Here is an 11899-nt window from a genome sequence, read left to right on the forward strand (position 1 = left end):
GGAAAGAGAAAAGTTATGTGGAAAATGATTAATGATGTGATCACTGCCGTGGACGGATACGTGTGGGGAGTCCCCCTGATGGTCCTGATTCTGGCGGGCGGTGTGCTTTTGACCGTGCGCATGGGTGTGATGCAGTTTCGGCGCCTGCCGCTGGCGCTGAAATGGATGGTGCGGAATGAAGAGGGCGGAAGCGGAGAAATCAGCAGCTTTGCGGCATTGTGTACTGCCCTGTCGGCGACCATCGGAACCGGCAACATTGTCGGCGTGGCTACCGCCGTATGTACCGGCGGCCCGGGGGCACTGTTCTGGATGCTGGTGGCGGCCTGTTTTGGTATGGCCACAAAATACGCAGAGGGCCTTCTGGCCGTCAAATACCGTACCGTTGATGAAAACGGGCACAGCCTTGGCGGACCGTTTTATTATATTGAACGGGGTATGGGGCCCCGGTGGAAATGGCTGGCAAAGATCTTTGCCTTCTTTGGCTGCTGTGTCGGTCTGTTTGGTATCGGTACCTTCAGCCAGGTAAACGGAATCTCCAGCGCGATTAAGAATTTCTTCGATCCGAAGGCACTGCACACGGTACAGATCCCGGCTCTGGGAACCTACTCCTGGGCGGTGGTGATCTCCTCCCTGGTGCTTACCTTTTTTGTTGCCCTGGTGCTGATCGGAGGCATCAAGCGGATCTCCAATGTCAGCCAGATTGTGGTACCGTTTATGGCGATTATCTATGTGGTATTTGCGGTGACCCTGATTATTCTGAATATTCAGCATATTCCAACAGCCGTGGCAGTAGTGGTCAAAGGAGCTTTCAGCCCGCGGGCGGTGACCGGCGGCGTGGTCGGTTCGATGTTTGTTGCCATGCAGAAAGGTATTGCCCGCGGTATCTTCTCTAACGAGGCAGGCCTGGGCAGCGCGCCGATCGCGGCGGCTGCGGCACAGACCAAGGAGCCGGTGCGTCAGGGTCTGGTCAGCATGACCGGTACCTTTATTGATACGATTGTCATCTGTACCATGACCGGACTTTCCATTGTTATGACCGGTGCATGGCAGGTCAAAGGCATCGAGGGCGTGGAGGTGACCACCTATGCCTTCCAGCACGGGCTTCCGTTCCCGTCCCGGGTATCCGCCTTTATTCTGATGCTGTGTCTGGTGTTTTTCGCCTTTACCACCATCTTAGGCTGGGATTATTACAGCGAACGCTGTTTGGAGTATATCACCGGCGGGAAGACAAAGGCCATCCGGATCTTTCGCTGGTTCTACATTCTGGCCGTGTTTATCGGACCCTACATGACGGTCAGCGCAGTCTGGACCATCGCGGATATTTTCAACGGACTGATGGCGATCCCGAATATGATCGCGATCCTGACCTTAAGCGGAGTTGTGGTGAAGGAGACCAGGGACTTCTTCCGGGCCGGCAAGCATAAATCCAAGTAGGAAAGCCTGAGCGGATATGTTATAATCATATACACTCGGAGGTTTATACCATGCCAGATGATATCAAAATCTATGACAATCTTAAGAAATACTCCAAAGTTCCGCTGCTTCTGACGATTGCCTTCGCGGTGCTGAATGTACTGATATATCTGATTGATATCCGCGCGGGAGCGCTGGGTACAGTGATTATCGCGCTGTATCTGGCTGTGCTTGGGATTTTCCTGAAGTCCGGCGAACCGCGGATCCTGGATGAGATGGTGGATTTTGCCGCGCAGTATAATTCGATTCTGAAGCAGATGATGGAGCATTTTTCCATCCCCATTGCGCTGACAGACGGCGCAGGCAAGCTTCTGTGGGTGAATGAGCAGTTTACGGCACTGACCGATGTGGGCAAAGACTACCGCAAATCCATCACCTCCGTGTTCAGCGGGATTACCATCGAACGCCTGAAAAAAGAAGAAGAACAGGACCTTATTGTGGATTATGAGGAGCGCAGCCTGCGGGCCCATATCCACAGGATCCGTCTGGAAATCGGGGATCCGGACGCGGAGAATGCAGCCGGCAGTGCGCCGGAGCAGTCCAGGAAAGAAAAGAAAAAGTCCTGCGCGGCGGATGGCGGAAACGCCATTTATATGATCCAGCTCTTTGATGAAACCCGTCTGATGCGGGCCGAACGGGAAAATGAAGACCTGAAGATGATCCCGGGGCTGATCTATATTGACAACTACGAAGAGATCGCCGATACCGTGGAAGAGGTCAAGCAGTCCCTGCTGCTGGCGCTGGCAGACCGCAAGGTGAACCGTTACTTTGCCTCGGTGGACGGCTTAGTGAAAAAAATCGAAAAAGACAAATATTTCGTCGTCTTCCGGAAGCAGTATCTGGAAGAACTGGAAGAAAATAAGTTCAGCCTGCTGGAAGATATCAAGACCATCCGTCTGGGAAATGAAAGCTCCATGACCTTGAGTATGGGACTGGGATTTGCGGGTGGAAGCTACGCGAAAAACTATGAGTACGCCAGAGCCGCCATCGAACTGGCCATCGGCCGTGGCGGGGATCAGGCGGTATTAAAGACCGGAGACCGGGTGGCCTATTTCGGCGGCAACAGCGAACCGGTAGCCAAATCCACCCGTGTCAAGGCCCGTGTCAAGGCGCTGGCTCTGCGGGAGATCATTATCGAGCGGGATAATTTCTACATCATGGGACACTCCATTGCGGATGTGGACTCTTTTGGCGCGGCCATCGGCGTTTACTGCGCGGCCAGACAGCTGGGCAAACATGCCCAGATTGTCCTGGATGAAGTGAATACTTCTCTGCGGCCGATCTGTGACTGCTTTTCGCCGGAGCACGGATATCCGGAGGATCTGCTGATTACTTCGGAAAAAGCGCTGGAACAGCTGCAGCCCCAGACGGCGCTCATTGTGGTGGATACCAACCGGCCCAGCTATACGGAGAGTCCGCAGCTTCTGGCCAGGGCAAAGATGGTGGTTGTCTTCGACCACCACAGAATCGGGGAGGAGACTATCCGGGGAGCGGTGCTTTCCTATATTGAGCCATATGCTTCTTCCACCTGCGAGATGATCGCGGAGGTGCTGCAGTATTTTGATGATGACATCCAGTTAAACGACGCGGAAGCGGATGCGCTGTACGCAGGAATACTGATTGACACCAACAACTTCATGACCAAGACAGGGGTCCGCACGTTTGAGGCGGCGGCCTATCTGCGGCGCTGCGGCGCGGAGACCACCAGGGTCCGGAAGCTGCTGCGGAATGATATGGGCGCCTACAAGGCCCGGGCAGAAGCCATCCGCCACGCGGAGGTATACCGCAATTCCTTTGCCATCAGCGTATGTCCGGCGGATGAGATCGAAAGTCCGACGGTGGCCAGCGCGCAGGCGGCGAATGAACTGCTGAATATTGTGGGAATCCGCGCCAGCTTTGTGCTGACAGACTATCACGGAAAGATCTACATCAGCTCACGTTCCATCGATGAGATCAACGTGCAGCGGATTATGGAGCGTCTGGGCGGCGGCGGACATATGAGCACCGCGGGAGCCCAGCTGGCAAACTGCTCCATCGAGGAAGCTGTCAGCATCATCAAGAACACCATAGATGAAATGATCAAAGAAGGAGATATCAGGGAATGAAAGTAATTTTACTTGAAGACGTAAAGTCTCTCGGCAAAAAAGGTGAAATCGTATCCGTCAGCGACGGCTACGCAAAAAATATGCTTTTTCCGAAAAAACTGGCGCAGGAAGCCAACGGAAAGAATTTAAACGACCTGAAACTGCAGAAAAAGCACAATGATAAAGTGGCGGCAGAGCACCTGGCAGCGGCGAAACAGCTGGCAGCAGATCTGGAAGGGAAAAAAGTCGTGATTCCGATCCGTTCCGGTGAGGGCGGCAGGATTTTCGGCTCCGTATCCACGAAGGAGATCGCAGAAGCGGCCAAAGAGCAGCTTTCTCTGACGCTTGACAAGAAAAAAATGGTTCTGTCTGATCCGATTAAGGCTCTGGGAACTTATGAAGTACCTATCAAACTGCATCCGCAGGTAACGGGAACCCTGCGGGTACAGGTGGTTGAGGCGTAGATTCCGGTCGGAGAGAGATTATGGCGATAGAAGACGGAGCTCCGATGAAGCGGACTATGCCCTTCAGCCTGGAGGCGGAGCAGTCTGTGATCGGCGCGATGCTGATGGACCGCGACGCGATCATGGAAGCATCCGAATTACTTACAAAAGAAGACTTTTATTACGCGCAGTACGGGCTGGTGTTTGAAGCCATTGTGGAGCTGTTTAACGAAGGCAAACCGGCCGATCTGGTTACCCTGCAGGAACGTCTCCGCGAAAAAAACGCGCCGCCGGAGATCAGCAGTCTGGAATACGCGGGCGAATTGCTGGCCGGTGTGCCTACTTCGGCAAACATCCGTTACTACGCGGAAATTGTCCAGGAGAAATCCATGCTCCGGGCGCTGATCCGCACCAACGAGTCCCTGGCAGAAGAATGCTATCAGGGGAAAAAACCCCTGGACGAGATTCTGGAAGATACGGAACGCAGTATTTTTTCCCTGCTGCAGGACCGGAATACCGGAGACTATGTGCCGATCAAACAGGTGGTCTTGAACAGCCTGAACAATATCGAAAAGGCGTCCATGACCCAGGGGACGGTAACGGGGATTGCCACCGGATTCATTGATCTTGACTATAAGCTGTCCGGCCTGCAGCCCTCGGACCTGGTGCTGGTAGCCGCCCGCCCTTCCATGGGAAAAACCGCGTTTGTCTTAAATATCGCGCATCATGTAACGGTGATCGATCACCTGGCGGCCGCGATTTTCAGCCTGGAGATGTCCAAGGAACAGCTGGTAAACCGTATGCTGGCGCTGGAAGGCAAGATTGACGCCCAGCTGCTGCGCAACGGCAACCTGTCCGATTCGGACTGGGAGAAGCTGATCGAAAGCGCCAGCACCATCGGCAAGTCCAAGCTGATTATTGATGATACGCCGGGAATCTCCATGAGCGAACTGCGCAGCAAGTGCAGAAAATACAAGCTGGAGCATGATATCCAGATCGTTATTATCGACTACCTTCAGCTGATGGTGGGATCCGGAGAATCCAGACAGCAGGAGATCTCGAATATTTCCCGTTCCCTGAAGGCGCTGGCCCGGGAGCTGAATGTTCCGGTGGTGGCGCTGTCCCAGCTGAGCCGCGCGGTGGAAAAAAGGGACAACAAGCGCCCGATTCTGTCGGATCTGCGGGAATCCGGCGCCATCGAGCAGGATGCCGATGTGGTCATGTTCATTTACCGGGATGACTACTATAATAAAGATTCCGAAAAAAAGGGCATTGCCGAGATCAATATCGCCAAGCAGCGAAACGGTCCCATTGGTACCGTAGATCTGGTGTGGATGCCGGAGTATACCAGATTCGGCAATCTGGAGATGGATCGGAAGTCCTGACAGATACAAGATCTGGATTTCGCGGCAGAAGGGGAAAACGTCGGCAGAATACTATATTTTGTGGTGCTGGCGTCCCGTATCGCCGACAGGTGGTATTTTCACAAAAAAACTGAAGTTTCAGCTGTACAGGGGTTCTGTTCTGCGCTATACTAAATCTGGTATCGGTCGGATTTGTCCGGGACAGGATGACAGCAGTTTGATGGAAAGCAACGGGGATCAGGAGGAGATCTGTGAGCGCAGAACCAAAGGGTGATTACGAACCAAAAGGGCACTATTACGAGATTGCGACGACTTTCGGCGGCAACCTGACGGTAAAGCCGGTGGCGGTTCCTTCCCATGTCCGCGAGCAGCGCCGCAGGGAAGCCAGACGCCGACAGATTGAGCACTGTGTGGCCAGGAACAGAGAGCGGGAATCCCGCATGAGCGTCCGGTCCATTCTGTTTTACTCCATGATTCTGGTAGCCGTCTGTCTGGTATGTTATCTGTATCTTACCCTGCAGAGCCGGGTAACCGCCCATGCGGCGGAAGTCAGCAAACTGCAGAGCCAGGTCAGCGCGAAGATCAGCGCCAATGACATTCTGCAGAAGCGGATCGAAACCAGGTCCGATCTGTTCAAGATCAAAACGGCAGCCGCGAAGGATCTGGGCATGAAACAGATTACGAAAAAACAGATTGTTTACTATTCGGTGCAGAATCAGGATTATGTGCTGAGTTATAAGTAGATTTTTCAGGGAATGCCATGGCATACCGGTATACCGGTATGCCTGTTTTTTTTAATACAAATCCCTGAATATTCTTGTGTGTCCTTCGGAATTGTAATAAAATACCACTGTTAGAGACAAACAGCAGTAAAGGAGAACACACAAATGGGATATGTAGATGAAGTGCTCGAAAGAGTAAAAACCAAAAACGCTTCCGAACCCGAATTTCTGCAGGCAGTCGAGGAATTCATGGAGTCGGTGCGCCCGGTAATTGACGCCAATGAAGAGCTTTACCGGAAAGAGGCTATTTTAGAGCGTATTACCGAGCCGGACAGACAGTTCAAGTTCCGTGTGGCATGGGTGGATGACCAGGGACAGACACAGGTTAATACCGGCTATCGTGTACAGTTCAACAATGCCATCGGACCGTACAAAGGCGGCCTTCGCCTTCACCCGTCTGTATATATCGGAATCATCAAATTCCTGGGATTTGAGCAGATTTTCAAAAACTCCCTCACCGGCCTTCCCATCGGCGGCGGCAAGGGCGGTTCTGATTTTGACCCGAAGGGAAAATCTGACCGTGAAGTGATGGCATTCTGCCAGGCTTTCATGACGGAACTGTGCAAGTACATCGGCGCGGACGTGGATGTACCGGCAGGCGATATCGGAACCGGCGCCAGAGAGATCGGTTATATGTTCGGCCAGTACAAACGGATCAAAAATCTGTATGAAGGTGTTCTGACCGGCAAGGGACTGTCATACGGCGGTTCTCTGGCACGTACCGAAGCAACCGGCTACGGGGTATTATACCTGACCGAAGAGCTGTTAAAGAACCATAACAACGACATCAAAGGCAAGACCATCTGCGTATCCGGTGCCGGCAATGTAGCTATTTACGCGATCCAGAAGGCACAGCAGCTGGGCGCGAAACCGGTGACCTGCTCAGATTCCACAGGCTGGATCTACGATCCGGATGGAATTGATGTGGAGCTGTTAAAAGAGATCAAAGAAGTGAAACGTGCCCGTCTGACAGAGTATGCGGCAGCAAGACCGCAGGCGGAGTATCATGAAGGCCGCGGCGTATGGAGCGTGAAATGTGATATTGCACTGCCCTGCGCGACACAGAACGAGCTGCTGATCGACGACGCCAAAGCACTGGTTGCCAATGGTGTCACTGCAGTTGTGGAAGGCGCGAATATGCCGACTTCCCTGGACGCAACCAAATATCTGCAGGAGAACGGCGTTCTCTTTGTTCCGGGCAAGGCTTCCAATGCAGGCGGTGTAGCTACTTCCGCTCTGGAGATGTCCCAGAACAGCGAGCGTCTCAGCTGGACTTTCGAAGAAGTAGATGCCAGACTGAAGGATATTATGGTAAATATCTACCACAATATCGACCAGGCAGCAAAACGCTATGGCAAAGAAGGCGACTATGTAGCCGGCGCCAATATCGCGGGCTTTGAGAAAGTCGCAGACGCTATGCTGGCACAGGGTGTGCTGTAAGAAGCAGCTTTCTGCGCACAGGCAATAAATGGCTGAAAAACTGGAAAACCGGCCGATTTCCGACTGTTTCAGTGGGGAATCGGCCGGAAATCAGGCATGTTTTCATCGGAAACATGCCTAAATTTTTTACCTGTTTTTGCAAGTTATCGTTCATATTGCCCTTTCGTCCGGAAGAGGCTTGTCAAACAAAATCATTCGGCTTATATTTATAAACAAGCAGATATTTATGGAGGTAAGGGTATGAGTAACAAGGAAATTGTAATTGCTGACGTTGCTGATAAGTATGAGAATCCAATTGCAGAACTGGTACAGGTAGCCTGTCAGTTCTCCAGTAATCTTTTTCTTGTAGACAAAGGACATCGCATCAACGCTAAGAGCATCATGGGTATCATGGCCTTCAACCCATCCAAGGGAATGAAGATTCAGGTGGAAGCGGACGGTGCGGATGAAGCCAACGCGATCCATGCTATGGAACAGTTCCTGCTCTGCCAGTAAAAGGCGCGGATCTGCGTCAGCCCGTAAGAAGGCACAGATCAGAACACACAGGTGACAAATGAAACAGTAAAAACAAGCCGCAGACCGCCGACGGGAATTCCCACCGGCGGTCTGCGGCTTTTCTGTCCGTTCCGGAACCCGCGCAGCGCCGGGAGTTCCGGCGCATACACGAGGGTCAGCAACGGTTAGTCCTGATTGTGTTCTGCCTTATATTTCGCAACGAATTTTTTGATGCGGTTGTACGGGTTTAACAGATCGCTGATGGAAGCGTCATGGTTGACGGTGTCGATGATATAAGCGATATATTTGGCCATACGGCAGTTGATGTAATACGGACGGCTCAGAAGTTCTTCGGTCTGATAGGTCAGGTCGGTGGTCACGACACGGTAGATCAGGCCTTCCTCTACGGCCTTGTCAAATTTCTCCAGGCCATTGGTGAAAAGACCGAAGGTGGCAATGACGAAGATTCTGCCTGCGTTCCGTTTTTTCAGTTCTCTTGCGACATCAATCATGCTTCCGCCGGAGGAGATCATGTCATCGACGATCCACACATCTTTGCCCTTGCAGTCGGATCCCAGGAATTCATGGGCGACGATGGGATTGGTGCCGTCTACGATGCGGCTGTAATCCCGGCGTTTGTAGAACATACCCATATCTACGCCCAGGACATTGGCCAGGAATACGGCACGGTCGGTGCCGCCCTCGTCCGGACTGATGATCATCAGATGGTCAGAGTCAATGATGATGTCTTTTTCCACGCTCAGGATGCCTTTGACAAACTGGTAAGCCGGGCGGACGGTTTCGAAGCCGTGCAGCGGGATCGCGTTCTGGATCCGCGGATCATGGGCGTCGAAGGTGATGATATTGTCGACTCCCATAGCCACCAGTTCCTGCAGGGCCAGCGCGGAATCCAGGGATTCTCTGGCAGTACGTCTGTGCTGGCGTCCTTCGTAGAGAAACGGCATAATGACGCTGATGCGGCGGGCTTTGCCGGCTGCGGCAGCGATGATGCGCTTCAGATCCTGATAGTGGTCATCCGGAGACATGTGGTTGGTCTGCCCGCACAGTTTGTAGGTCAGGCTGTGGTTGGTGATGTCTACCAGGATAAACAGATCATAGCCGCGGATGGACTGGTTGATCATACCCTTGCCTTCGCCGCTGCCAAAACGCGCGCATTCCGCGTCTACGATATAGCTTTTGCTGGTATAGCCTTTGAAGGCGATATCGTTTTCGTGCTCATGCTGGCGGTCAACTCTCCATTTTACAAGGTATTTGTCGACTTCCGCGCCGATTTTGGAACAGCTCTTGAGCGGAATGATCCCCAGGGCGCCCTTGGGAATTGTCTCAAGATTTCTTTCGTCTGATGACATGTGAGAATCCTCCATAAAACATAGATTTAGATGGTGTTGTATAAATATTACAGCGTGAACTGTAAAAAGCAAAGTCAGCGGCCGCGCAGCTTCTTCAGGATACGGATATCTCTGCCGTGAAGGTTGAGCAGCCGGAAGTTGTCTGTGATCCGCGAAGAGATGCGCTCGGAGTAGATCTGGTCAATCTCTTTTAAGGTGAGATTGGTGGAGATCATGGTGGAGCGCCGGTGCATGATCCGGTCATTGAGGCACGCAAAGAACTGGGATACCGTGAGCGCGTTGGGCAGCTCGGTCCCCAGGTCGTCAATGATCAGCAGATCGCAGTCGAAGATATTGTCATAATCTGTCATATTCCCGGAATCGTGGTGAAATGCGTGATCAGCCAGTATGTCGAAAAACTGCTGCGCACTGAAGTATATCACAGAATGCCCGTGGTCGAGAAGTTCTTTTGCGATACAATGAGAAAGAAATGTCTTTCCCAGGCCGGTGTTCCCGAATAAAAGCAGGTTTCCGCCCTGCTCCTCGAAAGAATCGGCAAACTGCCGGCAGGCCTGTTCGGCTTTTCGGGCGCAGTCCCGGGCGCTGAGGCCGGAGATGGGGTCAATATCCTCTTCGGAATAGTACTCCAGGGAGAATTTGCTGAAATTCTCCTCCGGAAGGATCTCTTTTAAGTTGGACTGGGTATAGATCAGATCAATGGCCGCCTGCCGGAAACAGTGGCAGCGGGTGCGGCCGATGTAGCCCGTGTCTTTGCAGTCCGGACATTCGTAGGGCGGCTCCAGATAATCCGGCGGATATCCGGCGGCCTGAACGGCGCTGTCCCGCCGGCTGCGGAGTTCTGCCGCCCGGAGCCTGAGGGAATCGGTCTCTGCCGTGTCATCATTCAGCAGATGCCGTGCCAGGGAGACGTTGGTATGCGCCAGCTCCCGGTCGATGGCAGCCAGTTCCGGAATGGCCCGGTTCAGCTCTTCTTTCCGGCGGATCCGTTCGTGCTGCCGGCGGATCTGTTTTTCGTCATACGCGCGCATCAGAGTATCGTATTGTGTGTTGGTCAGAGACATACGGTTAAGAATTCCTTCCTGATATTCCTTGTCCTGTGATTTCCCGTATCGGTTCGGCCTGTAATTTCCCGTATCGGTTCGGATAGATTTATTGTAGCAGAAAAAAGGAGTTCTGTGCAGAAAATCCGCAGGATCAGTTTTTCAGCAGCTGTTTCTGCAGGTCGTCGTAGTCGTTTTCCCGCTGTTTGAAGTTGGAAAAGTGGGTGCTTTTGATCTTCGCAGACTCCCTGGGCGCGGCGGCATCCTTTTTCTGCCGGCGGCTCCGGTACTCCGCATCCGCTTTTTCCACATCCGCCAGTGTGCGCAGCTGCCGGGATTCCCAGTTGGACAGGATACGGTCGGCATATTCGAAGCTGGGTTCGTGGATGGCCTGAATCGTGCGCCGGCATGCTTCGGCGATCATTTCGCTGCTGAAGTTCATCTGCCGGTTCCAGCGGTTAATATAATCCACCTCCGAGGGGATCAGGTTGCGTCCCCGGACACCGAAGGATTTCATTACCGTGCGGTAGGCTTCGGAAGAACGGTCAAAGAGCCGGCGGGCCTGTTCCACGGTCTGTATCTGGTTGGCAGCCAGGTCTTCCGCGATTTTTTCCATATAGCGGACACTGGTGTGGCCCTTTGAGACACAGATTTCGATCAGAAACTCGATCAGCTCCGCGGAAAAGTGCATCTGATCGTACCAGGAAAAGATAACGTTCAGGTCTGAGGCGCTCAGGCTGCGGCCGATGTAGCGCTCCGCCACAAAAACCATTTCCGCCACATCCTCCTGCTCGCAGAAGCGGGACAGTTCTTCCGGGGAATAGACGACCGGTTTCGGAACGGAAGCCTGAATGAAGGCGTTGGTCACAGAGCCGGAAGTGGTCTGGCCATGGGGCGCCGGCGGGGTCTGTTCCTCGGAATTGAGGGCTTCGCTCCGCAGGCAGATCCCGGAAAGGCTGCCGTCAGCGGTGTATTCCAGGCGGAGCAGATGGCTGCGCTCCCAGTATTTCAGCGCCCGCATGACATCGCTTTCCGTCAGGTCAAAGTGGTCCGCGATCTGCGGAATGGTGCAGTCGCAGCCCGGCTGGCTGAGACAGTACAGAAGGTGAAGAAAAATCTTCACATAGTCACCGTTGGCATGCACCATGTAATGGCTGATAAAACTGTTCGGCACAGAAGTGGAATTGTTCTTCTGTTCGTGATAGACATTGATGATTTCCATAGCAGACTCACTCTCTTTCCGCCTGGTATTATAACACAGGCAATCCGGACTGAAAAGGGCGCAAACCCGGTCTGTAAGCGGGTTTGCGCTTCTGTGGACAATGTGGATAAGGCCCTGAAAACCGCAGAATCAGGCAGAAAAATATCCACAGTGCCGGAACAGAAAACAGCTGGGACACTGTGGACA

Annotated in this window: 10 protein-coding genes; 7 read left to right on the plus strand and 3 right to left on the minus strand. The window is 53.1% G+C overall.

What is annotated here, in order from left to right:
• Positions 1-15: 15 nt before the first annotated feature.
• From CXIVA_RS05910 to CXIVA_RS05940, 7 genes are all read left to right on the plus strand, one after another.
• On the plus strand, positions 16-1434 hold the full coding sequence (locus CXIVA_RS05910) for a sodium:alanine symporter family protein (RefSeq protein ID WP_013977087.1): 1419 nt from the start codon (positions 16-18) through the stop codon (positions 1432-1434).
• 50 nt (positions 1435-1484) lie between these two features.
• Positions 1485-3578, plus strand: coding sequence for a DHH family phosphoesterase (locus CXIVA_RS05915; RefSeq protein WP_013977088.1), 2094 nt, complete (start codon positions 1485-1487; stop codon positions 3576-3578).
• The gene (gene rplI, locus CXIVA_RS05920) at positions 3575-4021 is read left to right on the plus strand and encodes a 50S ribosomal protein L9 (protein ID WP_013977089.1); all 447 of its coding nucleotides are present in this window, start codon (positions 3575-3577) and stop codon (positions 4019-4021) included. Before CXIVA_RS05915 ends, rplI begins: the two co-directional genes overlap by 4 nt.
• A gap of 20 nt (positions 4022-4041) precedes the next feature.
• Positions 4042-5385 carry a replicative DNA helicase gene (gene dnaB, locus CXIVA_RS05925; protein ID WP_013977090.1) on the plus strand — a complete coding sequence of 448 codons (1344 nt, stop codon included), beginning with the start codon at positions 4042-4044 and terminating at the stop codon, positions 5383-5385.
• A gap of 230 nt (positions 5386-5615) precedes the next feature.
• Positions 5616-6107: a hypothetical protein gene (locus CXIVA_RS05930; RefSeq protein ID WP_013977091.1), complete on the plus strand. Its 492-nt coding sequence runs from the start codon at positions 5616-5618 to the stop codon at positions 6105-6107.
• A gap of 144 nt (positions 6108-6251) precedes the next feature.
• Complete coding sequence (gene gdhA, locus CXIVA_RS05935) at positions 6252-7586, plus strand: NADP-specific glutamate dehydrogenase (protein ID WP_013977092.1); 1335 nt, start codon at positions 6252-6254, stop codon at positions 7584-7586.
• 240 nt (positions 7587-7826) lie between these two features.
• Entirely contained in the window at positions 7827-8081 is a 255-nt protein-coding gene (locus tag CXIVA_RS05940; protein ID WP_013977093.1) for an HPr family phosphocarrier protein, read from the plus strand.
• A gap of 185 nt (positions 8082-8266) precedes the next feature.
• Here CXIVA_RS05940 and CXIVA_RS05945 read toward each other — a convergent pair whose 3' ends face one another.
• From CXIVA_RS05945 to CXIVA_RS05955, 3 genes are all read right to left on the minus strand, one after another.
• Positions 8267-9451, minus strand: a complete 1185-nt coding sequence (locus CXIVA_RS05945; RefSeq protein ID WP_013977094.1) for a ribose-phosphate pyrophosphokinase — start codon at positions 9449-9451, stop codon at positions 8267-8269.
• Between the two features lie 74 nt (positions 9452-9525).
• Positions 9526-10512 carry an ATP-binding protein gene (locus tag CXIVA_RS05950; protein ID WP_013977095.1) on the minus strand — a complete coding sequence of 329 codons (987 nt, stop codon included), beginning with the start codon at positions 10510-10512 and terminating at the stop codon, positions 9526-9528.
• Positions 10513-10645: 133 nt separating this feature from the next.
• Entirely contained in the window at positions 10646-11713 is a 1068-nt protein-coding gene (locus tag CXIVA_RS05955) for a DnaD domain protein (protein WP_013977096.1), read from the minus strand.
• Positions 11714-11899 lie beyond the last annotated feature (186 nt).

Origin of the sequence: Clostridium sp. SY8519 (assembly GCF_000270305.1) — a bacterium.
Lineage (GTDB): Bacteria > Bacillota > Clostridia > Lachnospirales > Lachnospiraceae > SY8519.

Excerpts from the sequence above, each read along its gene's own strand:
- CXIVA_RS05910 (WP_013977087.1), top strand. The coding sequence starts at position 16 with ATGTGGAAAATGATTAATGATGTGATCACTGCCGTGGACGGATACGTG.
- CXIVA_RS05915 (WP_013977088.1), top strand. The coding sequence starts at position 1,485 with ATGCCAGATGATATCAAAATCTATGACAATCTTAAGAAATACTCCAAA.
- rplI (WP_013977089.1), top strand. The coding sequence starts at position 3,575 with ATGAAAGTAATTTTACTTGAAGACGTAAAGTCTCTCGGCAAAAAAGGT.
- dnaB (WP_013977090.1), top strand. The coding sequence starts at position 4,042 with ATGGCGATAGAAGACGGAGCTCCGATGAAGCGGACTATGCCCTTCAGC.
- gdhA (WP_013977092.1), top strand. The coding sequence starts at position 6,252 with ATGGGATATGTAGATGAAGTGCTCGAAAGAGTAAAAACCAAAAACGCT.
- CXIVA_RS05940 (WP_013977093.1), top strand. The coding sequence starts at position 7,827 with ATGAGTAACAAGGAAATTGTAATTGCTGACGTTGCTGATAAGTATGAG.
- CXIVA_RS05945 (WP_013977094.1), bottom strand. The coding sequence starts at position 9,451 with ATGTCATCAGACGAAAGAAATCTTGAGACAATTCCCAAGGGCGCCCTG.
- CXIVA_RS05950 (WP_013977095.1), bottom strand. The coding sequence starts at position 10,512 with ATGTCTCTGACCAACACACAATACGATACTCTGATGCGCGCGTATGAC.
- CXIVA_RS05955 (WP_013977096.1), bottom strand. The coding sequence starts at position 11,713 with ATGGAAATCATCAATGTCTATCACGAACAGAAGAACAATTCCACTTCT.